This is a genomic window from Bacterioplanoides pacificum (assembly GCF_042648445.1).
Lineage (GTDB): Bacteria > Pseudomonadota > Gammaproteobacteria > Pseudomonadales > Oceanobacteraceae > Bacterioplanoides > Bacterioplanoides pacificum.
This window is the reverse complement of record NZ_JBHRYB010000005.1, coordinates 481,889-506,279: the sequence shown is the minus strand read 5'-3', so window position 1 is coordinate 506,279 and position 24,391 is coordinate 481,889. Positions and strand designations below refer to the sequence as shown.

The 24,391-nt window shown below is 53.4% G+C and carries 18 protein-coding genes; 12 read left to right on the top strand and 6 right to left on the bottom strand.

Annotated features, from left to right (window positions below; all coding sequences use genetic code 11):
• Positions 1 to 64 precede the first annotated feature (64 nt).
• Entirely contained in the window at positions 65 to 334 is a 270-nt protein-coding gene (gene ybfE / locus ACFOMG_RS06890; RefSeq protein WP_376865626.1) for a LexA regulated protein, read from the bottom strand.
• 139 nt (positions 335 to 473) lie between these two features.
• Between ybfE and ACFOMG_RS06885 the strand changes: the two genes are divergently transcribed.
• Positions 474 to 2,858 carry a Lon protease family protein gene (locus ACFOMG_RS06885; protein WP_376865625.1) on the top strand — a complete coding sequence of 795 codons (2,385 nt, stop codon included), beginning with the start codon at positions 474 to 476 and terminating at the stop codon, positions 2,856 to 2,858.
• 49 nt (positions 2,859 to 2,907) lie between these two features.
• Here ACFOMG_RS06885 and ACFOMG_RS06880 read toward each other — a convergent pair whose 3' ends face one another.
• On the bottom strand, positions 2,908 to 5,160 hold the full coding sequence (locus ACFOMG_RS06880; protein WP_376865624.1) for a YgiQ family radical SAM protein: 2,253 nt from the start codon (positions 5,158 to 5,160) through the stop codon (positions 2,908 to 2,910).
• Between the two features lie 294 nt (positions 5,161 to 5,454).
• Between ACFOMG_RS06880 and ACFOMG_RS06875 the strand changes: the two genes are divergently transcribed.
• The 11 genes from ACFOMG_RS06875 to ACFOMG_RS06825 all read left to right on the top strand — a co-directional run bounded on the left by ACFOMG_RS06875 (position 5,455) and on the right by ACFOMG_RS06825 (position 19,049).
• Positions 5,455 to 6,519: a helix-turn-helix domain-containing protein gene (locus ACFOMG_RS06875; RefSeq protein WP_376865623.1), complete on the top strand. Its 1,065-nt coding sequence runs from the start codon at positions 5,455 to 5,457 to the stop codon at positions 6,517 to 6,519.
• A 248-nt stretch (positions 6,520 to 6,767) separates the two neighbouring features.
• Positions 6,768 to 8,555 carry a parallel beta-helix domain-containing protein gene (locus ACFOMG_RS06870; RefSeq protein ID WP_376865622.1) on the top strand — a complete coding sequence of 596 codons (1,788 nt, stop codon included), beginning with the start codon at positions 6,768 to 6,770 and terminating at the stop codon, positions 8,553 to 8,555.
• Positions 8,556 to 8,657: 102 nt separating this feature from the next.
• Positions 8,658 to 9,851: an SO2930 family diheme c-type cytochrome gene (locus ACFOMG_RS06865; protein WP_376865621.1), complete on the top strand. Its 1,194-nt coding sequence runs from the start codon at positions 8,658 to 8,660 to the stop codon at positions 9,849 to 9,851.
• Complete coding sequence (locus ACFOMG_RS06860; RefSeq protein WP_376865620.1) at positions 9,842 to 10,981, top strand: hypothetical protein; 1,140 nt, start codon at positions 9,842 to 9,844, stop codon at positions 10,979 to 10,981. Before ACFOMG_RS06865 ends, ACFOMG_RS06860 begins: the two co-directional genes overlap by 10 nt.
• Positions 10,982 to 11,109: 128 nt before the next feature.
• On the top strand, positions 11,110 to 11,739 hold the full coding sequence (locus ACFOMG_RS06855; RefSeq protein WP_376865619.1) for an ANTAR domain-containing response regulator: 630 nt from the start codon (positions 11,110 to 11,112) through the stop codon (positions 11,737 to 11,739).
• Positions 11,740 to 11,748: 9 nt separating this feature from the next.
• Positions 11,749 to 12,834 (top strand): CmpA/NrtA family ABC transporter substrate-binding protein, encoded by a 1,086-nt coding sequence (locus ACFOMG_RS06850; protein WP_376865618.1) that lies wholly within the window; start codon positions 11,749 to 11,751, stop codon positions 12,832 to 12,834.
• A 260-nt stretch (positions 12,835 to 13,094) separates the two neighbouring features.
• Complete coding sequence (locus ACFOMG_RS06845; RefSeq protein WP_376865617.1) at positions 13,095 to 14,480, top strand: CmpA/NrtA family ABC transporter substrate-binding protein; 1,386 nt, start codon at positions 13,095 to 13,097, stop codon at positions 14,478 to 14,480.
• A 73-nt stretch (positions 14,481 to 14,553) separates the two neighbouring features.
• Positions 14,554 to 15,576, top strand: a complete 1,023-nt coding sequence (locus ACFOMG_RS06840; RefSeq protein ID WP_376865616.1) for an ABC transporter permease — start codon at positions 14,554 to 14,556, stop codon at positions 15,574 to 15,576.
• A gap of 22 nt (positions 15,577 to 15,598) precedes the next feature.
• Entirely contained in the window at positions 15,599 to 16,441 is an 843-nt protein-coding gene (locus ACFOMG_RS06835; protein ID WP_376865614.1) for an ABC transporter ATP-binding protein, read from the top strand.
• Between the two features lie 57 nt (positions 16,442 to 16,498).
• Positions 16,499 to 17,695: an alginate export family protein gene (locus tag ACFOMG_RS06830; RefSeq protein WP_376865612.1), complete on the top strand. Its 1,197-nt coding sequence runs from the start codon at positions 16,499 to 16,501 to the stop codon at positions 17,693 to 17,695.
• Positions 17,696 to 17,798: 103 nt separating this feature from the next.
• Positions 17,799 to 19,049, top strand: a complete 1,251-nt coding sequence (locus ACFOMG_RS06825; RefSeq protein WP_376865611.1) for an NAD(P)/FAD-dependent oxidoreductase — start codon at positions 17,799 to 17,801, stop codon at positions 19,047 to 19,049.
• Positions 19,050 to 19,088: 39 nt separating this feature from the next.
• Here the strand turns inward: ACFOMG_RS06825 and ACFOMG_RS06820 are convergent, their stop codons facing one another.
• From ACFOMG_RS06820 to ACFOMG_RS06805, 4 genes are all read right to left on the bottom strand, one after another.
• Positions 19,089 to 19,328 carry a helix-hairpin-helix domain-containing protein gene (locus tag ACFOMG_RS06820; RefSeq protein WP_376865610.1) on the bottom strand — a complete coding sequence of 80 codons (240 nt, stop codon included), beginning with the start codon at positions 19,326 to 19,328 and terminating at the stop codon, positions 19,089 to 19,091.
• Between the two features lie 147 nt (positions 19,329 to 19,475).
• The gene (gene nirD / locus ACFOMG_RS06815) at positions 19,476 to 19,808 is read right to left on the bottom strand and encodes a nitrite reductase small subunit NirD (RefSeq protein ID WP_376865609.1); all 333 of its coding nucleotides are present in this window, start codon (positions 19,806 to 19,808) and stop codon (positions 19,476 to 19,478) included.
• A 59-nt stretch (positions 19,809 to 19,867) separates the two neighbouring features.
• A complete protein-coding gene (nirB, locus tag ACFOMG_RS06810; RefSeq protein WP_376865608.1) occupies positions 19,868 to 22,456 on the bottom strand; it encodes a nitrite reductase large subunit NirB in 2,589 nt (862 codons plus the stop codon).
• 260 nt (positions 22,457 to 22,716) lie between these two features.
• A complete protein-coding gene (locus tag ACFOMG_RS06805) occupies positions 22,717 to 24,054 on the bottom strand; it encodes a GGDEF domain-containing response regulator (protein WP_376865606.1) in 1,338 nt (445 codons plus the stop codon).
• Positions 24,055 to 24,391 lie beyond the last annotated feature (337 nt).

The following is a 24,391-nucleotide window of genomic DNA, read 5'->3' as shown; positions in this document are numbered from 1 at the left end:
TTTTGATAACTTTGTCGCTATTTTTCTGATATTAGAGGCGCAGACAGGCCATTTCAAGCAAATGTCAGATATGCAGCCATTGTTTCAGCGCCAGCTCCATGATTTCAGCCCGCGACATATTCAGCAGCTCACAGGCATCATCCAGACCATCCACCACCCGGCCTTCGATGCGCACCTCCAGGCGGCGCATATCATTTGCCTTATCACGCATCCGCTGGGTGCGTTTATTCTGCCGGCACTGCAAAGCACGATCATAGGGATTACTGCGCGGCCGGCCACGACCGCGGCGGGCAAACATATCTATGGTGGTGCGATCTTCTGGTTGTACCGACATACTGACCTCTGCAAAACGAGCCGCAATTATCCAGCTGGACGCTGCAAAATCAATAAGCTTGCGTGTTCCGCGACTTCTCCCTACTGTAGGCGCTGACAACCGACAGTGAATACCGTTAAAAGACGTGAATCAGACATTTATGAGTTCAAACACCCGGCTTAAGGCCAACTCTTTATCCTGCCATATCAGTGATAGCCAACTGAACTTCAGCGACACCTCCGAGCTCGAACCGTTTCAGGGGGTATTAGGCCAGGACCGGGCCGTTAACGCCATACAGTTTGGCGTTGCCATGCAACGCCCGGGCTACAATATTTTTGTAATGGGCGATTCCGGTACCGGCCGCTCCTCTTACGTCAAAGACTACCTGAAAAGTGAAGCCAAACGTCAGGCCACGCCCAACGTCTGGTGTTATGTTAATAATTTTAAAAACCCGCGTGAGCCGAAAGCGCTGGAACTGGAACCGCAACAGGCATCCGAGTTCAAACAACATATCTCCACATTAATCGACCAGCTGCTGGCAACCTTCCCGGCCGCGCTTGAACACCCGGCGTACCAGCAGAAAAAATCGGCCATCGATTATGTGTTTAACCGCAAATACGACAAAGCCATCGAAACCGTTGAGCGGGAAGCCCATAAACGTGGCGTGGCTTTGTATCGCGATTCGTCCACCATCAGCTTCACTCCCATGCGGGACGGTAAAGCGCTGGACGAAACCGAATTTGCCCAGCTGACCGAAGAAGAACGCGATACCTTTCACGACGACATCGGCGCACTGGAACAAATGCTGGGAGAACATTTGTCGGAGCTGCCTCAATGGAAGCGCGAAAGCAGTGACGCGCTGCGTCAGCTGAATCAGGAAACGATTAAAGAGGCTATCGCTCCGCTGTTAGCACCGGTCCGGGCCAGCTTCTCCGAACAGCAGCCGCTGCTGGATTACCTCAGCGAAATGGAAGAGCACCTGCCACGCCTGGTACTGGAAGAACTGGTCGATGACAAACTGCTGGAACTGCGCGAAGAATACGTTAAGCGCTCCAGCATGGAAGAGTCGCTGATGCCCAACTTTGCCACCCGCCATGCTGCCGACAGTGGCGCGCCGGTGGTGTATGAACCTCACCCCAGTTATGCCAACCTGTTCGGCCGTATCGAATACGCCTCCGATCAGGGCGCCCTGGTGACCAACTTCCAGCGCATCTGTCCCGGCGCTCTGCATAAAGCCAATGGTGGTTATCTGATTCTGGATGCCGAAAAGGTGTTATCGGAGCCCTGGGTATGGGACGCACTGAAACGCTCGACTCAGTCAGGCCATCTGAAACTCGACTCGCCCTACTCCGAAATGGGCCTGATCAATACCACCAGCCTGCTGCCGGAACTGGTCCCGCTGAGCGTCAAAGTGGTGTTAATTGGTTCTCGCCAGATCTATTACCTGCTGCAGGAATATGATGAAGACTTTAAACGCCTGTTCCGTACCGTGGTGGACTTCGACTCCGACCTGCCGCTCACGGCTGATAACCTCAGTGGCTATGCCCGGCTGCTGAAAAGCCGTATCGATGAGCAGGGCTATGCCGACCTGACCCGCGACGCAGTGGTGCGTATGGTGCAATTCAGCGCCCGGCTGGCGGAACAACAGGACGTGCTCAGTGCCCGCATCGGCGATCAGTTTGACCTGCTGGCGGAAGCCGACTTTCTGCGTCAGATGGCCGGCGACCCGGCCATCGACTGCGTTCATATCAACCGTGCCATCAGTGCCAAGCAGGAACGCACCGGACGGGTATATGACAAACTGTTTGAGCAAATGATGGACGGCACCGTCTTACTGGAAACCAGCGGCGAAGCCATCGGTAAAATTAACGGCCTCACCGTCATGGCACTCGGTGATACCAGCTTTGGCTCGCCGGCACGTATTACCACCACGGTCCACCCGGGGTCAAAAGGCGTGGTTGATATCGAACGCGAAGTCTCCCTGGGCCAGGCCATTCACTCCAAAGGGGTGATGATTCTGAGTGGCTTCCTGGGCAATCGTTATGCACAAAAATTCCCGCTGGCGATCTCGGCCCATATCGCGATGGAACAGTCGTATGGCTATATCGATGGCGACAGCGCTTCACTGGGGGAACTGGTGTGTCTGATCTCAGCACTGATCCACGCCCCCATCGACCAGAGCTTCGCCATTACCGGCTCCGTTAACCAATATGGTGAAGTGCAGGCTATTGGCGGGGTTAACGAAAAAATCGAAGGATTTTTCCGCCTGTGTCAGGCGCGTGGCCTGACCGGCCAGCAAGGCGTTATCATCCCCGCCTCCAATGCCAATAATCTGCTGTTAAAACAGCAAGTCATCGACGCCGTTAACGACGGTCAGTTTGCCATTCATGCGGTTGCTCACGTCGACCAGGCGATGGAATTATTATTGCACCGTGAAGCCGGCCAGGCTGATGATAATGGCGACTTCCCACCAGACAGCGTCAATGGCGACATCATCAAACGGCTGGAAGAAATCGCCCAGATGAGCGATAAAAAAAGCGACTAAAGCTCACCTCAATGCCAGCCGATAAGGCTGGCATTGAGGTCTGTTCACATTATTTCAGTTTACGTACCCGCTTGCTTTTTCCGCCAGCCAGGTTACCTGAGGTTGCAGCTTTGGCTGCAACTGATTTCTGCTGTGGCTTTTTACCTTTCCCCTTCGCCGCTTTATCTGCGTTTTTTGCCGGCGTTGCAGCCTTGCCTTTTAACGGCTTTTTAAAGCCCGGTCGCTGGCCGCGCTTACTGGAAGAGACGGCATCCTCGGCCGGGATCAGCGCGTTCGGGCCGGAACCAATCAGATCATGGCGTCCCATCGCCTTTAATTCCTCACGCAACATCGGCCAGTTTTTGGCATCGTGATAACGCAGGAAGGCCTTATGCAGACGACGTTGTTTAATATCGCGCGGAATATTTATTTTGGGCGTTTTATAACTCATCCGCTTCAGCGGGTTACGCTGGGAATGATACATCGCAGTGGCCAGTGCCATCGGCGACGGGTAAAAGGTCTGTACCTGGTCAACCCGGAATTTATTGCGTTTCAGCCACAGCGCCAGGTTCATCATATCTTTATTTTCGGTACCCGGATGAGCGGCAATAAAATAAGGAATTAAATATTGCTCTTTACCGGCTTCTTTAGAGAACTTATCAAACATACGCTTAAAGCGGTCATAGGTGCCCATGCCCGGCTTCATCATTTTGCTTAATACATTTTCTTCCGTGTGTTCCGGCGCAATTTTTAAATAACCACCCACATGGTGAGTCACCAGTTCACGTACGTATTCCGGATCCTCCACCGCCAGGTCGTAACGCAGGCCCGAGGCAATGGCGATACGTTTGATTCCCGGCAAAGCGCGTGCCGCGCGATACAATTCAGTAGTGTGTTTATGACTGGTTTCCAGATTTTTACAGATACCCGGATAAACACAGGATAAACGCCGGCAGTTTTTCAGAATTTCCTGACTTTTGCATTTCAGCATATACATATTGGCGGTTGGCCCGCCCAGGTCAGAAATACTGCCGGTGAAGCCCGGTACTTTATCGCGGATTTCTTCCAGCTCGTGAATAATGGATTCCTGCGAACGGTTCTGAATAATACGACCTTCATGTTCAGTAATAGAACAGAAAGTACAACCACCAAAACAACCGCGCATAATATTCACTGAAAAGCGGATCATTTCATACGCCGGAATCCGGGCATCGCCATAGCTCGGATGTGGCACACGCTGATAGGCAAAACCAAATACCGAATCCATTTCGTCGGTTTCCAGTGGAATCGGCGGCGGGTTTACCCAGATTTCCTGTGTGCCATGTTTCTGAATCAGTGGCCGGGCGTTATAGGGGTTGGACTCCTGATGCAACACCCGGGAAGCGTGAGCATACAAAGCGCTGTCATTTTTTACTTTTTCAAACGATGGCAAACGAATCGCCGTGGTGTCGCTATCGTGCTCCACCTTACGCTGCAACGGCAGTGGAATAATTTTCACCGGCATCACGTCGTCAGCGGCATTTTCGTCCTGCTGCGAAGAAGCACAACTGTCGCTGTTCGGTTCTTTCATATCGTACGGATTCGGCAGCTGATCGATATGCCCCGGCCAGTCAATGCGGGTCGAGTCAATTTCCGTCCAGCCCGCCGGCGTGGCATCGCGCACAATGGTGGTGCCGCGCAGGTCGGTAATGGTGTCAATCGCTTCACCCGCCGCCAGCCGGTGGGTCAGATCCACAATCGCCCGCTCGGCATTGCCGTACAGCAGGATGTCCGCACCGGAATCAATCAGTACTGAACGCCGCACCTGATCCGACCAGTAATCATACTGCGCAATCCGGCGTAAGCTGGCTTCAATACCACCAATCACAATCGGTACATCTTTATAGACTTCGCGGCATTTCTGCGAATACACAATCACCGCCCGATCCGGACGTTTGCCCGGTTCACCGTGAGGCGTGTAAGCATCGTCGGAACGCACCTTCAGATCGGCGGTATAACGGTTGATCAGCGAATCCATATTGCCGGCGGTGACACCAAAATAAAAATTCGGTTTTCCCAGCCGGGTAAATGCCTGAGGATCATTCCAGTCAGGCTGAGCGATAATACCCACCCGAAAGCCCTGGGACTCCAGCATCCGCCCCATCACCGCCATACCAAAGCTGGGATGATCGACGTAAGCATCTCCGGTTACCAGAATAATGTCGCAACTGTCCCAGCCGAGCTGATCCATCTCCTCCCGGGACATGGGTAAAAACGGCGCCGTACCAAAACATTCGGCCCAATACGGATAATTAGAAAACAGGTGCTTCTGAGGCTGTGTCATGAATAAAACTAATAACGGAGTTGAATTCTCTGCATTGTCCCAAAATTACCCGACGGGCAAAAGCAAAATTCAGGAAAGTCCGCAAATCCCGGCAATAACCCTTTCATTAAAAAGGTTAATCACAACCAAAAGCCGTAAATCAAGTGCTATTACTGTGCAATTTCAGAAAACGCACAGCCCGTGAGCAAAAAAAATTTACAGTCTGCCACACTTTAACCTTGAGTTTTTGCAACGACTGGCAGCATCATGATCAACGATCTGAACATAACAATAACAACACCTGAGCTGATAACCATGCAAAGCCAAGCAGAGCTGTTTCTGGCTGCAATGGGAACCGGATTGTCATTATCTCTGGCGCTGCTGATCGGCCGTGACTTTCTGGAAACCCGTGCTGCAAAAGCCTTTATTCTGTTACTGGTATGTGCCAATACCCACATGTACCACGATTTTTTTCCTCCGGCCTGGCACAGCCTGTCCTGGAACGTACAGAGCATGGCCCCGGCCATGTTCTGGATCGCCAGCCGTTATACCTTTGTTGACCCGGGGGAGCCCCGCCACCTGAGCTGGGCACTGGCACTGGGCAGTTTCTTATTGCCGTTCAGCTGGGTGATTTCCGGCGAACCGCCAGCACTGCGCCCGTTACTGGTCGATTTCCCGCAAATCCTTGAATATCTGGTGATTGCCATGGGCTTTTACGAAATCATCAGCAACTGGAGTAACGACCTGGTGGAAGCCCGGCGACGGTTACGCGGCGGCTTGTTATTGTCGATGGGACTGGCTACCGGCTGGTCGATTGTGTCGTATACCCAGAATATTGGTGACGACGCCACGCGTTATATCGGCATCGACACCAGTCTGCTGATCATGGTGTGGTTTCTGCTGCAGGGACGACCCGAGCTATGGAGTTTGCGCCCGCAACCTGTACCCGCCACTCAGGAAACGCCGGACGATGACAACGCTCAGACACAACCGGCCAACCAGCAGGACGAAGAGGACAACCCTCACCTCAGCCAACTGCACCAGCTGATGGCCAACGGCTTTTACCGTGAAGAAAACCTGACGCTGGCAACACTGGCAGAGGCGCTGGAAATGCCGGAGTATAAATTACGCGCAACCATTAATAAGTCGCTGGGATACAACAACTTTAACGAATACATCAACCAGCTGCGTATTGGCGAAGCAGCCGATCGGTTATTAAGCGAACCCGACACCCCAATCACCAACATCGCACTGGACGTTGGTTACCGTACCATGAGCTCATTTAATCGCGCGTTCCGGAAAATCCACAACACCACCCCGTCACTGTACCGTGATCAGAGTGGCAAGCCGGCAGCAACGGGCTCCTCTCCCTCCGCCTGACCGAAAATGCAACATCCTGGCTGTGCAATTATTGTTATAAAGAATTGCACAGCGACTTTGCAATTCGTTTAGAGCGCGCTCCAGGCCTCATTACAGCTGGCATCGTAACTTTTGCAATGCGATTGTCAGAGTTTAATTATCGATTTGTTTTTACCTGCCAGGTCAACGCTGTTTTTCTATCAAACCATCAGGGAGGACGACATAACAATTCACGGAGTGTGAAATCAAGCAAATACTCAGGACCTGAAATGATGGAAACAATAAAAACAGCAAACCGCCTCAAGCCTCTGGCGCTTGCGGCCATGATGGGGATGTCCGCTCTGGCGCTGACCGGCTGTGGCAGTGATGACGACAACGATAGTCCAACCAGCTTTATCGATCCGGGCAAAGCCTTTAACTGTACCGATGTCACCACCAGTGGCGCCCGGGTAATCTGCCTCGGGAGTGCCACAGACCTGCGCGATAAAACCGTGCAGGACGAACTGCTTGATGCACTGGCAGAAGCCGAAAATGGTGATACCTTTATTTTTCCGGAAGGTCGTTACCAGTTTACCAGCACCATCGAATTTAATGGCCTGGTCGACAACATCGCTGTATCCAATCTGACCTTCCGTGGCGCCGGGATGGAAAAAACCATTATTGATGTCAGCGGCGCTTCCGCCGACGGTTTTCTGTTCAACAATACCAATAACCTGACCTTTGAAGATTTTGGTATTTATGAGTCCAATAACAATGCCCTGAAAGTAACCAAATCCAACGGCATCATCATGCGTCGCATGGCAACGGTGTGGGAAACCGATTATCAGTCCACCAACGGTGCTTATGGTCTGTACCCGGTTGAGACCACTAACGTTCTGATTGAAGACTGTTTTGTCAAAGGTTCAGCCGACGCCGGTGTGTATGTCGGCCAATCTGACAATATTGTTGTGCGTAATAATACCGCCGTTAAAAACGTCGCTGGTATCGAAATCGAAAACAGCACCAACGCCGATGTTTATGGTAATACCGCAACCGGTAACACAGGTGGCATTCTGATTTTTGATTTGCCGATCGGTAATGGCAAATACGGTTCCGGCGTACGGGTATTTGATAACCAGGTCACGGCCAACAACGCGCCGAACTTCGCCAAGGTCGGCGAGTTTGCCGGCGGCGTTCATATCGTACCGCCAGGCACCGGGGTGATTGTACTGTCGACGTCGGACGTTGAGATTTACAACAACACCATCACTGATCATCAGACCACCTCCATTGCCATCACCTCCTACATGTTACCGGACGATAAAGTGGCCGCCACTCCGAAACAGGACGTGGGTGGCGCCGATAACGATGACAGCACACCGGCAGTCATGTCTTACGGCGATATTCACCCGTACGCCGAAATGTACCTGGATGGCTGGTCGCCATTTATCCGCAACATCAACATTCATAACAACACCATCAGCCTGGATCCGGCAAAAAATAATCCGCAAGGGTCATTAATTGAAGATCTGATCACCGGCTACCAGGGCTTCCACCAGCAACTGCCGGACGTGGCCAACGGCAAAACCACCGTGCCTCACATCCTGTATGACGGCGTCGGTGAATTATTAGCCAACACCCCCAACCCGGGTGGCGATGGTGAGAGTATTATGCAGGCCATTGCCGGCGGTATTAATCAGGTAGCGGCGGCGGTAAAAGCCAATATTCCGGGAGCGGGCGATTACACCCCCATCAACCTGGCAACCTTTGCACCGTATGCCACCGACGCAGGCTTATGCCAGAGCAACAATGGCATTGATGATCAGAATCTGTTCGCTGGGTCCGTCTATGAAACCAGTGCAACCGCCAATACCTTCGCTGACGGTCAGCCACAGTCCAAACTGGAACAGCTGGGCGCCGGCAATATGGCGGTCGCCGGGGCCATCGTCAATGACCCGAACGGTGTCATGAACTGTGCCGGCAACGGCTTCCAGGGCAATCCGGTCACGGTCACCGTCGGTGAACAACAATTTGGTTGTACCAGCGACGACAGTGCGAACGCGTCCTGCGCACGTTAAGCTCGTTTTAAAAACCATAATGGTGGGTGGCTTCGGCCCCCACCCTGTTCAGAAGGGGCACCGCCCCTGTTTTATGCCCTGTTTCTGTTACGGAACTGTTTTATGAAAAATAATAAATTCCTGGCCGTATTATCGTCTGCGTTGTTATTAACCGCCTGCGGCTCGGACGACAACTCGAATACAACCTCGGTGTGCAACGCCTCAGCCAAACAGGTTGACTGGGAAAAAGTATTACAGGCTAACGCCGATAAATTGTCTGATTACCGGCTGTTCGCCAACCCCTGCGACCCAACCCAAAATGCCAGTGAACGTGGTCTGGCGTACACCTTAGCGGCACCGTTATTTACCGATTACGCCTCCAAATACCGCTTTGTGTTTATTCCGGCAGGAAAAACAGCCAGTTATAACGCCACAGAGTCGTTTGAATTCCCCACTGGCACCGTGATCAGTAAAACCTTCACCATGCCATCAGATACCAGTGAGCGGGGGGTGGAAAAAGAAAAAATCATCGAAACCCGGCTGTTAATCAAAAAAGAAGCCGGCTGGGTTGCCCGCCCTTATGTCTGGAACGAAGCCGAAACCGAAGCCTATTGGGATAAAAATGGTGAAGCCGTCGCCATTAATAATCTGCAACATGGCGAACACAGTTTGTCGTTTACCTACGGCGTTCCCAATCAGAATTCCTGCACCACCTGCCACCAGTTTAATCCTAACGGTGACAACGATGTAGAGAACAACGTCGACCCTACCCCGGCCTACTTCAGCCCGATTGGTCCTAAAGCCCGCTATCTGAACAGTGATTACGACTACGGCATGGGACCGGAAAACCAGCTTAACAAATGGGTCAGCGAAAATATGTTAACCGGCCTGCCGGCCGACCTGACAAGCGTACCGAAAGCCGCTTCGTTTTCAGATGAAAAATCGCTGTCGGAATACAGTGGCACACCCGAGCAATTAACCGCCACCGCCAAAGCCTGGATCGATATCAACTGTGGCCATTGTCACCGTACCGAAGGCCAGGCCAGTAACACCGCCTTCCGTGCCGATTACAATACCTCCTGGCTGGGTCACGAACGGTATCATGGCGCCTGTGCCGAACCGGTATCCGGCTCAATGGAAGGTTCCACAAAGGTTATTGTTCCGGGCGATTCCTCAGTATCGCTGGTGTACAACCGCCTGAACACGGCAGAGCCTGGCCGCTCTATGCCGCCGTTAGGGCGGGCGGTCATCCACCAGGAAGGCACCGCATTAATCAAAGCCTGGATCGACAGCATGGACCCGGGTTTATGCGACTGAGTTCCCCTTTATGGCGCTGCGGCGCCTTTTTTTTCCTTCTGATTCTGGCTGGCTGTGGTGCAGACAAGCCGTCACCATCCGGCGCGATTGCAGCCGACAACTCGCCGTGCAACAGCCCTGGTAGCGCGGTTAACTGGCAGGCGTTGCAACACAGTCGTTGCCAGCGTTTATCGGATTATCGCTTATTTAACGGCCAGCCGGATCAACCCGCGAGCACCAATGGCGGGCTGTATTACCAGCTCAGCAGCCAGCTGTTTACCGACCATGCCAGAAAACACCGTTATATATTTCTGCCCCCCGAACAGCGCATCGGTTATCAGGCCAGAGAGGTGCTCGACTTCCCGCCAGGCACAACCCTGGTCAAGGTATTTTCGCTGCCGGATATCAGCACCACTGAGGCAGCCCAAACCATCATTGAAATCCGCCTGTTAATCCGCCGCGACAGTGGCTGGATCTTTATTCCCTACCGTTGGCATAACGAGTTACAGGATGGCGTACTGTCCACCGCCGGCCACCGCCAGAGCGTTTCGTTTATGCACAACACAGCCAGGCTGGAATTTGACTATCAGGCGCCGTCTCAGCTGCGCTGCCAAACCTGCCACCAGCACAATGACAACGGCCGGCTGAGCTTCACGCCCATCGGTCCGAAAGTCCGGCACCTGAATCGTGATATCAGCGTCGACGGCCAGCGCATTAACCAGTTACAACACTGGCAACATCTCGGTCTGATCAAATTACCCGCCCCGCCGCACCAGCTGGCGGTCGCCCCCGACTGGCGTGATGCGTCGCAAGCACTGCAACAGCGCGCCAAAGCCTATCTTGATATTAACTGTGGCCATTGCCACAGCGACAGCGGTGCCGCAGCCTTATCCGGCCTGCGACTGGAGTACTGGCGTGACGTTGGTTATGCCCACGGGGTGTGTAATTCTGCCCATGGCTGGCGTGGCGGCGGTTTTGATATCTGGCCTGGCCGCGGCGATATTTCCAGCCTGCCACTGAGAATGGAGCTGTCGGAAGCCAAAGACCGCATGCCCCCGCTGGGCCGCAGTGTCAGCGACGATTCAGCGATTGTTCTGATTCGCCAATGGATCGATAGCCTGCCGGCGCAGGATTGCGCAGCGATAAACTGAAGCCTCTGCCGTCGCCCACCTATGGCGGACAAACCGGTCAATTTGCCCGGGCGGCGGCCTGGTTTTTGCTGAACCCTGATACAGAACAGCCGCCAACGCGGCGCCACAGACTTCTGCAGTCAGGAATTATGAGCAGCAATAATTTATCTCCCGACGCCGGTAAACCTCTTTCTCAGCAAACAACCCGGATTATGCTGGTCGACGACCAGCCCGCCCGGGCCGCCCTGCTGGAACAAGCCCTCAGCGATATCGGTTGTACCGTGGTCGCCTGCCTGGAAACCGCTCAGGGGCTGATGAAACGGGTGGAAGAACATCAGCCCGACGTGATTTTTATCGATATCGACAGCCCCGACCGCGACATGCTGGAACATATGACGGTCCTTAATCAGCACAATCCCAAACCCGTGATCATGTTCAGTGATGAAGACGATACCCTCACTATAGAAAAAGCCATGCGCGCCGGTGTCAGCGCTTATGTGGTGGATGGTCTGCAGGCCAGCCGCATTAAATCCATCATGGATGTCGCAGTCGCCCGCTTCCGCGAGTTTCAGGCATTGCGCAGCGAGCTGGAAAAAACCCGTAATCAGCTGGCTGACCGCCGTATCCTTGATGAAGCCAAAGCGCTGTTAATGAAGCAGAAATACCTCACGGAAGAAGAGGCCTACCACGCCATTCGCAAACTGGCGATGGACCGCAGCCAGCGAATGGTCGATGTGGCGCGCAATATTATTTCTGTGATGAACCTGTTAAACGACTGAGCACCCGTTATGAATACACCACAAACATCCGCCTCAGCGCTGGAAAAAAGCAACCTGACGCTGGGTTATATGCCCCTTACTGATGCATTACCCCTGCTGGCGGCACAGCATCAGGGCTGTTTTCAGCAGGCCGGGCTCAACGTCACCCTGCAGCAGGAAGTATCCTGGGCCAATATCCGCGACAAACTGATCGTTGGTCATGTTGATGCGGCACAGATGTTAGCGCCGATGTTACTCACCACCCACCTGGGGATCGGTAGTCTGAAGAAGCCAATGTATGCGCCCATCGCGCTGGCGCGTAATGGCAATGCACTGACCATCTCCAATGCCCTGGCAGAGGAACTGCAGCTTACAGATATAGCCAGCCGCGATGCCAGTCAGATCGCCCGGCAGTTATTAACCGTCATTCAGCAGCGCCGCCGGCAACAAAACGCACGACTGGTGTTTGCCGTGGTGTTTCCGTTTTCGGTGCATAACCTGCTGTTGCGTGACTGGCTGGCAGGTGCCGATATTCACCCGGATAACGATATCGAACTGGTGGTACTGCCACCGTCACAAATGGTCGACCACCTGCGCCTGCAACACATCGACGGTTTTTTTGCCGGCGCTCCGTGGAACAGCGTCGCCATCCAGCAGGGCGTTGGCCAGTGCCTGCTGCCCGCCACCCGGCTATGGGACAAAGCACCCGATAAAGTTCTGGGGGTCAGGCGCGACTGGGCCAACACCCACCCCAATACACTGACCGCCCTGACCCGGGCGATACAACAGGGCGGCCGCTGGTGTCACGAACATCCGCAGCAGGCCGCCAGCCTGCTGGCTGAAGTACTGGAACAACCGTTACAGGCGATTCTGCCCGCACTGAGCGGCGAGTTTATCTATAAACAAGGCGATGCCGCCGTAGCGATCAAAGACATGCTGGTGTTACAGCCCGAAGTCGCTGCCGCAGCAGAGCATGCCCACGCCGAGTGGTTTTTAAACCAGATGTTACGCTGGGGCTGGATTGACCCGGACACCAACATCCCGGCGGTGGCGCGTGAATGTTTTGCCGGCGACCGCTTCCGTGACACCTATAACACGCACCAAAGCGGTTCATAACAGCGGGGATTTATCCTGATTTGGTGCTCAAAACGGGCCAAAACGGCTCGTTAACTACCCCGGACAGCGTAAAACAGCGGGTTACAGAACTTGGCACAGTCCTCGCAACAACCCAGCTGCATCACCCAGAAAAACCCAAAGGCGGGTTAACCGAAAACGAATTTATCAGACGGCTGATCAGCCGACATTCTGATCATTGCAAAGGCGCTCACGACCCACCGGTCGTGGCGCCTTTTTTTTGGCCTGAGAGAGGAAGCACAATGCGAGCACTGACCACACTGCGACGAACATTTCTGAAAACCGCCCTGCTATTGTCAGCCGGATTGGCGACGGGCGTAAGCGCGCCGGTTTTTGCCGCCGACTGGCCGGAAAAAGAAGAACTGACCTTCGGTTTTATCAAACTCACGGATATGGCGCCGCTGGCCATCGCCTATGAAAAAGGCTTTTTTGAAGACGAAGGTTTATACGTCACCTTAGAAGCCCAGGCGAACTGGAAAGTATTACTCGACCGGGTGATTGATGGTCAGCTCGACGGCGCTCATATGTTAGCTGGTCAGCCGCTGGGCGCCACCATTGGTTATGGTACACAGGCGCAGATCATCACCGCTTTCAGTATGGATTTAAATGGCAATGCCATTACCGTGTCCAACGATGTCTGGCAACAGATGGAAAAACACATTGCCCGGGACGCTGCTGGCAAACCGCAACACCCGATTAAAGCCGACGCCTTAAAACCGGTGATCGAACAATATAAAACGGCGGGCAAACCCTTTAATCTCGGCATGGTGTTTCCGGTCTCTACGCATAATTACGAACTGCGTTACTGGCTGGCCGCCGGTGGCATTCACCCCGGTTATTACGCCCCGCATAAAGGTGACAATTCAGGGCAGCTGAAAGCCGACGCATTGTTATCCGTTACCCCACCGCCACAAATGCCGGCCACTATGGAAGCCGGCACTATTTCCGGTTATTGCGTTGGTGAACCGTGGAATCAACAAGCCGTATTTAAAGGTATCGGGGTACCCGTGGTAACCGATTACGAAATCTGGAAAAACAATCCGGAAAAAGTATTCGGCGTGAATAAAAGCTGGGCCGAAAAATACCCCAACACCCACAAACGGGTTATTAAAGCCATGATTCGCGCCGCGGCCTGGCTGGACGAAAATAATAACGCCAATCGTCCGGAAGCGGTGAAAATTCTCGCTAAAAGCCAATACGTCGGAGCCGATTATGAGGTGATTGCCAACTCCATGACCGGCACCTTCGAATATGAAAAAGGCGACAAACGATCGGTGCCCGATTTTAATGTGTTTTTCCGCTACCACGCCACCTACCCATATTATTCCGACGCCATCTGGTACCTGACTCAGATGCGCCGCTGGGGGCAGATCAGCGAACAAAAACCGGACAGCTGGTATATGGATATTGCCAGCCAGGTCTATCGTCCCGACATTTATGCCGCCGCTGCCCGGGATCTGATTAAAGAAGGCAAATTAACCGCTGACGACTTCCCGGACTTTGCCAGTGAAAGCGGTTTCCGCGCGCCACAACAACATTTTATCGACAACATTATTTATGACGGTAAGCAGCCAAACGCCTACCTGAAACAGTTTGCCATTGGCTTAAAAGGCGACGATGCCATCTGACAATCAGCCGCAGGTGTCACTCCCTGCGGCCGTTGTTACGCCAACGCCGACCACCATCATTCAGGATCACATCATGAATAAATCGCTGACTTTCCCATCACTCGCGCACAGTCGCTGGCTACAGCCACTGAAGCGCCTGAGCAAGGGTGACAATCCCGCTCGTCATCTGTTCACCGGCCTGGCCCGAAATCTGGGCGTGCCACTGGCAGGCCTGGCTGTTTTTTTATTGCTGTGGCATGGCGCCGCCAGCAATATCAATACCTCACTGGGACAGTTTCCCGGCCCCAAACAAGCGTTACAACAAGCCCAGGTGCTGTACCAGGAGCATAAAGACGAGCGGATAAAAGCCGATGCGTTTTACCAGCGTCAACAGGCACGTAATGCCGCCCGGGTGGCTCAGGACCCGGATTATCAACCACGGATTCGTGCTTACACCGGCAAACCCACCTACATCGATCAGATTGGTACCAGCCTGGTCACGGTATTAACCGGTTTTATTCTGGCCTCTGTCATCGCTATTCCGGTGGGGATCGTAATTGGCCTGAGCAACAGTTTATACGCGGCCTTTAATCCGGTTATCCAGTTATTCAAACCGGTATCACCGCTGGCCTGGCTGCCACTGGTCACTATGCTGGTCAGCGCGTTGTATGTCAGAGACGATCCGAGTGTGCCCAAATCGTTTGTCACCTCGATGATTACTGTGATGCTGTGCTGCCTGTGGCCAACCATTATTAACACCGCGGTGGGTGTGGCTTCAGTATCACGGGATTTATTAAACGTCAGTCAGGTATTACGCCTCAGCTGGCTGACCCACGTACGGAAAATTGTCCTGCCCTCTTCCATTCCTATGGTATTCACCGGCCTGCGGTTATCTCTGGGTATCGCCTGGATGGTATTAATCGCGGCAGAGATGCTGGCCCAGAACCCGGGATTAGGAAAATTTGTCTGGGATGAATTTCAGAATGGCAGCTCCGACTCATTAGGACGGATTATGGTTGCCGTGATCACCATTGGCCTGATCGGATTTTTATTAGACCGCCTGATGCTGGCGCTGCAAAAAGCCGTGTCCTGGGACAAATCGGTCACCTTACGCTGAACACCGCACTGGAGAAAACAGGATGAAAACATTACTCGAATTAACTCAGGTCGGCATCGAATTCCCAACCCCGAACGGCCCGTTCCGGGCGTTACAGAATGTCGATCTGAAAATACAACAGGGTGAATACATTTCCCTGATCGGTCACTCCGGTTGTGGTAAATCCACCGTATTAAATATTGTTGCCGGCCTGCTGCAGGCCACCGAAGGGGGCGCTGTATTAAACGGCAAAGAAGTCAGAGAACCGGGGCCGGAACGTGCGGTGGTGTTTCAGAACCATTCGTTATTACCCTGGCTGACGGCTTATGAAAATGTCGAGCTGGCGGTTAAACAGGTCTTTAGCGGTAAAAAATCCAAAACGGAAATGAAAAGCTGGATTGAACACAACCTCGAGCTGGTGCATATGACTCATGCCATGCACAAACGTCCGGACGAAATATCCGGCGGCATGAAACAGCGGGTCGGCATTGCCCGGGCACTGGCAATGGAGCCCCAGGTGTTATTAATGGATGAGCCTTTTGGTGCGTTAGATGCCCTGACCCGGGCCCACTTACAGGACTCTTTAATGGAAATTCAGAAAGCCCTGAATAACACCGTGATTATGATTACCCACGACGTAGATGAAGCGGTTTTATTATCCGACCGCATCGTCATGATGACCAACGGTCCGGCCGCCACCATCGGCGAAATTCTGGATATTGAACTGCCCAGACCGCGCAACCGGATTCAGCTGGCCGACGATCCACAGTACAACCATTACCGCCAGCAGGTGCTGAGTTTCCTCTACGAAAAACAGAAGAAGGTTGAAAATATTCAGACGGCTAAATCTGACAGCAACAGCAACGCGCAACACAAAGTGGCATAACGCCCGGCAGAGAAGTATTCCGAGAACCATGCAGGACGATCAAATTCAGGAGATATTATGAAACAAGCGATCCACACATTCGCCGCTGTATTGCCTGTTAATGCCGCCGCCGTACTGGTACCGGCGCTGTTATTGGCCAGCGCCCTGCCCGCCGCCAGCCAGGCCGGTACACTGAGCGACAGTCTGCTACAGGGTAAACCCAGCGCTCAGCTGCGGCTGCGCTATGAAAATAACGACAGCAACACCAATAATAAAACCGCCAGCGCCCTCACCCTGGCGTCACGACTGGGCTACCAGACCGCCGACTATCATGGCCTGACATTACTGGCTGAAGTCGAAGATGTACGCGCACTGATCGATGATTACCGGCCGCAAAAGCCGGGCTATGATGTGGTCGCCGACCCGGTTAACAGCGAAATTAACCGCCTGCAGCTGCATTACCGTTATCAGGCTGTCAGCGCCACCATCGGCCGCCAGCGGCTGATTTTCGATAATGCCCGTTTTGTCGGAAACGTCGGCTGGCGTCAGAACGAACAAACCTTTGATGCCCTGCGGCTGAATTATAAAAAAGATCAGCTGGATCTGAGTTATGCCTTTATCGATCAGGTAAACGACATTCTGTTTAACGCCAGTGATGTTTCCAGCCATATTATTCATCTGGGTTATCAGACCGCCATCGGCAAACTCAGCCTGTATGGTTATCTGCTGGAAGACGACGACAGCCACAACCGGCTGGATACCTTTGGTGGCCGTTTCAGCGGCCAGCAAACAGCCGGCCAGCTGAAGCTGTTGTACAACGCCGAACTGGCCAGCCAGAACGCAGAGGCCGGTAATAACGACTTCAGCGCCGGTTACGCGCTGCTAGAGGCCGGTGTTCAGCTCTCCGCCGTGCAGCTGTTGCTGGGTAACGAAATACTCGGCAGTGACGACGGACAATACGGCTTCAGTACACCACTGGCGACCAAACACGCGTTTAATGGCTGGGCCGATCAATTCCTGGCCAGCGGCAGTCAGGGCTTGTCTGACCGTTACCTGAAACTCAGCGGCCGGTTTGCCGGGAATAAACTGCTGGCCCATTACCACGACTACCAGGCCGATGAAGGCAATGAAGACCGTGGCCATGAAGTGAATCTGCTGCTGTCCCGTCAGTTCAGCAAGCAGTTCAGTCTGGGGGTTAAATTCGCCGACTATCAGGCCGGTGATACCGGCAACGACAGCCAGAAGCTGTGGCTCTGGGGCCAGGCAAAATTCTGATGGCTATGTCGGCTGAAGCGTATTTTGCCGGCCTGAACTTTTGATAACGATGGTTTTCCTTCCGTTGCCGGGCTCAGCCCCGGCTTTTTTCCGGAGCTGAACAATGTCTGCCCCTACAGAATCTCCCCACAATACCCTGGTTATCATCGGCAACGGTATGGCCAGCAACCGGTTATTGGAACAGCTGGGTGAACATCACCCGTTTGAGCAGATACTGGTACTCAGTAATGAGGCGGTGCCGCATTACAACCGCATTATGTTATCGCCGCTGCTGGCCGGTGATACCCAACTGTCACAGATTACCCCGCACGATGAACACTGGTATCAGCAACGTCGTATTCGTATTTTACTGAACCATACCGTTACCCGGCTGGATGTGGCACAACGGCAATTAGAATGTGGCCAGCGCCGGATCGGCTTCAGTCAGCTGGTGATTGCCACCGGATCACAACCCAGTATTCCGCATTTGCCCCATGCCGATGCACACAACGTTTCCGGATTCCGGGATATCCGCGATGTTGAGCGGATGCTGGAGCAGCTGCCGCAGTTGTCACACGTGTGTGTGATTGGTGCCGGTCTGCTCGGCGTGGAAGCGGCCGTGGGTCTGCGCAGCCAGGGTGTCGACGTCAGCCTGCTGCATCGCAACCCGGTATTAATGAACCGCCAGCTGGACGCCAGTGCCGCCGGGTTGCTGCAACAGTCATTGCAACAACGCGGTATCGCGGTCCACAGCGGTATTTCTCAGATCGAATTACAGGCCAGGGGCCAGCGTGTCAGTGCTGTCAGCTGGAATACGGCCGGCTCGGCGCAGCCACAGCAACAGCCAACCGAACTGGTCATCTTTACCACCGGGGTCAGCCCACTGATCCGGCTGGCCGGGCAACAACTGGCCTGTGACCGGGGCATCCTGGTGGACCAATACATGCGCACCAGCGTCAATGGTATCTACGCGCTGGGAGAATGTTGCCAGTTTGAGCAACACACTTATGGTCTGGTCGCCCCGATCTGGGATCAGGCCAGCGTGCTGGCGCAACAATTAACGCAGCCGGCACGCCAACATGACCAGCAGGTTTACCGCGAGCAGAGCCACCTCACCAAACTCAAAGTATCCGGCCTGGATGTCCACAGCCTCGGACAGGTGGAAGCCGGCGCTGACGAAGAAACGCTGAGCTATCTGGATGAGCAGGCCATGTTGTACAAAAAAATTATTCTGCGTAATAACCGCATCAGCGGCGCGTTATGCCTGGGCGATGTACGCGACAGCCAATGGTACTTCGAGCTGATGCGCAATCAGGAGTGTGTCACACAGCTGCGTGATAGGCTGTTGTTCGGCCGCGCCGCCTGTGTCGCCTGAGCGCCACTCCGGGCTGCCCGGTTTTATGTCGCTCCTGTTTTAAACCTGTGACTGTTGCGCCAGCTGAATGGCGGCGTTGATCGCCGCCCGGGCCTGCGGGCTGTTTTTCCAGCAACTGCTGCGCAATACCTCCGCCACCCGCCCGGCAATATCATCGGCGTTATAACCCGCCAGCTGCGCCAGCGAATCAATCCCAATTTCTTCAAAGCGCTGTATCACCGTCGGGCCCACGCCTTTAAGTGCCAGCAGTTGCGCTTTTTCTGTTGCTGAGAATGCCATTCTGTCCCCTGCCATGCCGATCATTTAAATAATCCAGCCATTAAAAATAAACGTATCACTAAAGTAAATAACCAGCTGCAAAACCGCCATGAAAAAACCAGCGCTGTTGCCAGCGCTGGTCTGCATCCTCAACCACCGGACAAGGTATCAGCGGCGAACTGACAGCTGCACCTGGTTATCGACCACGCGGCTGTTAAAGGTGGCGATCTGCACCGCATCGTCTTCCAGACAGATACCGGTCTGCAGATCAAAATGTTGTTTATACAAAGGTGAAGCCACCACCCGCTGTTCCCCCACAGAACCGATAATGCCACGCGATAACACATTGGCCTTACCAAACGGATCATAATTAGCCACCGCATAGACCCGTTGTTCCCGGCCATAACGGAACAGCGCAACCTGTTCATTATTCAGCTGGGCACAAACACCGGTATCCGGGGCGATATCATCCAGCTGACAAACAGAAATCCAGTCACTCATACAGTTCTCCACAATTAATGGTTGGGCTGGTTGTATCACCAGCCACCGCTCAGATCGGTTTATTGCACCGGTGTCAGTTCAATGCGTTGTTGTTTTTCGCTGTCGGTTGCCGGACGGCGCTGACCCCGCTCCCGTACATACAGCAATGCGTCATCCGTTTCTGGTGAATTAATAAAGTGACGGAAACGTTTCAGTTTTTGTGGTGTTTCCAGAGTGGTTTTCCACTCACACTGATAACTGCTGATCACCCGCGTCATGGCATTTTCCAGTTCCCCAGCCAGCTCCAGACTGTCATCGATAATTACCTGACGCAGATATTCCAGCCCACCTTCCATATTTTCCATCCACACCGAGGTGCGTTGCAGACGATCAGCCGTGCGGACATAAAACATCAGAATACGGTCGATATAGCGAATCAGGGTTTCGTCATCCAGTTCCGTAGCGAATAAATCCGCATGTCGCGGGCGCATTCCGCCATTGCCGCAGACAAATAAATTCCAGCCTTTTTCCGTCGCAATCACACCAATATCCTTGCTCTGGGCTTCGGCACATTCGCGGGTACAGCCCGACACGGCAAATTTAATTTTATGCGGCGCGCGCAGCCCTTTGTAACGATTTTCCAGGGCAATCGCCATCGACACCGAATCCAGCACACCATAACGACACCAGGTACTGCCAACGCAGGATTTCACCGTGCGTAACGATTTACCGTAGGCGTGTCCGGTTTCAAAACCGGCGTCCACCAGCTGCTGCCAGATGTCGGGTAACTGATGTAACTGCGCGCCAAATAAATCAATGCGCTGGCCACCGGTAATTTTGGTGTACAAGTCGTATTGCTGGGCAATCTGCCCCAACACAATCAGTTTTTCCGGTGTGATTTCACCGCCGGCCACCCGCGGTACCACAGAATAACTGCCGTCTTTTTGCATATTGCCGAGGAAAATATCGTTGGTATCCTGTAACCCGATATGATCGTCAGCCAGCACATAATCGTTATCAAACGACGCCAGCACCGAGCCAACCGCCGGTTTACAGATTTCACAGCCATGACCCTGGCCGTAGTCGGCCAATAATTCGGCAAAGGTGCGATAGTGTTTGCTGCGGATAATATCCGCCAGCTGCTGCCGGCTGTAGGCAAAGTGTTCACACAGGTGGTTATTCACCTCGACGCCAAGCGCCGCCAGCTCATTATCCATCACCTGCTTGGTTAACGCGCTGCAGCCACCACATCCGGATGACGCCTGAGTCTGCTGTTTAATCTCCGCCATGGTGCAACAACCGTCGTTAACCGCGCTGGCGATATCCGCTTTAGTCACATCAAAGCAGGAACAAATCTGAGCACTGTCGGGTAACGCATTCACCCCCAGTCCGGCACTGGCCGTGTCGTTATCAGCAGCGGGTAATATCAAACCCGCCGGGTCGGCAGGCAAGGTCATATCGTTCAGTTTCAGTTGTAATAAGGTGCCATAAGCATCCACATCGCCGACCAGTACCGCACCGAGCAGTTTTTTGCCATCGGCAGAAATCACCAGCCGTTTATAGACCTTATTAATATCATCCTGAAATACAAAAGAACGGGCGCCCTCGGTTTGTCCCTGGGCATCACCAATGGAGGCCACATCCACACCTAACAGTTTCAGCTTGGTCGACATATCCGCCCCCTGAAACTGAGGGACCTCGGCCACTCCCGTGTGGCTCTGCTGAATATGTGCCAGCGCAACTTTCGCCATCTGATAACCCGGTGCCACCAGACCGAATATCCGGTTATTCCATAAGGCGCACTCACCGATGGCATAAATATCGGCATCGGATGTCTGGCAGTACTGATTAATCACAATGCCACCGCGTTCCCCTAGCGCCAGCCCGGCCTGCTTCGCCAGCGTATCCTGAGGCCGGATACCGGCTGAAAATAAAATCATATCGGTTTCGAGAAAACTGCCGTCGGCAAAATTCATGCGATAACGGCACTGTTCCCCGGCCACAATTTCCAGTGTGTTTTTATCGGTATGAACACTAACGCCCAGGGCTTCAATTTCCTGACGTAATAGCCGACCACCCTGTTCATCCAGCTGAACCGCCATCAGACGGGGGGCAAATTCCACCACATGGGTGGTTAAGCCCGCTTGCTTCAGTGCGTTAGCGGCTTCCAGTCCTAATAAACCACCCCCCACAACCACCCCCACACGGCTTTGTTGTGCCGAGGCGGAAATGGCTTCCAGATCTTCAATGGTGCGGTACACCAGACAGTGAGGCTGATCATGGCCGGCAACCGGTGGCACAAACGGATAAGACCCGGTAGCCAGCACCAGCTTATCGTAAGCTTCGCAACGGCCACTGGCGGTGGTTATGGTTTTTTGCTGGCGATTAATAGCAATCACCTGATCGTTCAGCAGGTAACGAATATTGTGTTGCTGGTAAGTCTGTTCATCCGTCAGGGACAAATCTTCGGCGCTGGCACCGGAAAAGTAGCGGCTCAGCTGCACCCGGTCATAGGCCAGCCGGGGTTCTTCAGAAAAGGTGGTCAGATTATAATGGTCGGCGTATTCGCCACTGGCCATTGCAGACAAAAAATGATGGCCAACCATGCCATTGCCTACAACAATAATGCGTTCTGCGGACGAATTATCCGTATCGATGTGTGTGCTCATAATGATTCTCTCTATCGGCTCATGGTCATCAGTCTCCTGTGGTGCTTCGTTGCCTTATTGTTAAACCACGCCGTTGTGGCCGAACAAATCATTGCGGTTATTCAGCAATTTAAATGCCAGCCATAAAAGCCGCGAAAAACCGGGCGGTTGCGGATAAATTGGTAAAAAAGTGAACGGATTTGGTGCCTGAGCAGCGGCCGCGCACCAAAACACGGCCAGCAGAGTGGGATAAACCAAGGTGGGATAACCAGAAATGGCTGTCAGTGGTCAGCAGCCCGGTGAACGACAAATTTATTGCGTCCTTCTTTTTTTGCCTGATACAAACAGCGGTCGGCAATTTCCAGCATGCTGTCTACGTTGTGTTCGACACTGCAACTGATCAGCCCACCGGAAAACGTATAATGAAAATTATCCCCCGGACTGCTGTTTTCCAGGTGTTTCGCCAGCCGCGCCAATATCTGCTGCGCGCCTTCCGGGCCGGTATCACACAAGCCTAATACAAACTCCTCACCACCCCAGCGGCCGACGATATCGTTTTCCCGTAAAGACGACACCAGTGCTTTGGAAAAGTGCACAATCACCCGATCCCCCATGGCATGGCCATAGGTGTCATTAATAAATTTAAAGTTATCCAGATCCACCATCACCAGGCAGAACGGGTGACCATAACGATGATTGCGTGCCACCTCTTCCTGCAACCGGCGCAGGGTTTCGCGCCGGTTTAACAGCGAGGTCAATGAGTCCCGGGTCACCAGATTACGTACCGAACGGCCGCGACGGATACGCGATTCCACTGCCGATAATAAATCCGCTGGCCGCACCGGCTTAGTGAGAAAGGTATCGGCGCCGGTGCATAACGCCCGCAGCTGATGCCGCGGACTCATTTCACAGGATAAAAACACAATCGGTACCGAAATAAGATTATCCATCTGACGGATAATACCGGCGATCTCCTGGCCATTAATATCCGGCATATAGAGGTCAAGCAGAATCAGATCGGGAATATGGTTCTGCAGGTAGGGCATCAGTTCGGTCAGTGGTGTGACGACCGTTTGGGTAATAAAGCCGGCCTGCTGCAGCACAGAGGCGTAATAATCAGCCACCGATTGCTGGTCATCGATTACCAGCACCTGATACGGATCACGCTCAAAGCGTTCACTTAAAGCATCCAGCTCACTGACGATACGCAACGGCTCGTAGGGAGTGGTAAAAAACGCCTGGCCCCCCATACGCACCGCCGTGGCCCGGATACTGAGGGTGTCCACCTGACTGAGAGCAATCACCGGCCATTGTTTATTACTTTCCGCCAGATCGATCAGCCACTGGTGCTGGCGCTCAGAAATCACATCCAGATTAATCACCACGGCAAAGGTATTCGGTTCTTCGCGCGCCAGCAGATGTGAAATGGAATCGACAATTTTAGCCCGGTAACCGGCTCTTTCCACAGCGGCAGCCAGCTGCTCGGTGGTCTCATTCCGCCCCAGCAGCAAGACGTGTAATGGCTCACCCGCAACGTATTCGTGGATACGCCGGTGCAGCAGCGAGACACCATCGGAAGCATCCAGCGAAACTGGAGTGGATGCAGTTGAATCAACCATCGGAACACTCTGTCAGGAACAATGCCGAAAAGTTTAGCAGCTGCTCAGCAAAATGATGTCACTGCGATTAATTAACCGCCTGCTCCTCTGCTGACCACAAGCTGCACCACAAGTGCCAGCCAGTCACCACAGTCCGCACCAGAACGAGGCATTTCGCCGCAAAACCCAGCTGCAAAAACCAGTAGTGCCCGCCATTCAGAACCGCAGAACCGCGCCAATCATCCACTTTTCAGAGAATGGCATCATTATTGAATAACCGTCTGTGAACAGCGTGAACGCGCTGGCTGTCATCCTCGGGGGTTGATGACGGCGGCATCAATGTCGATGTCGAATTCGT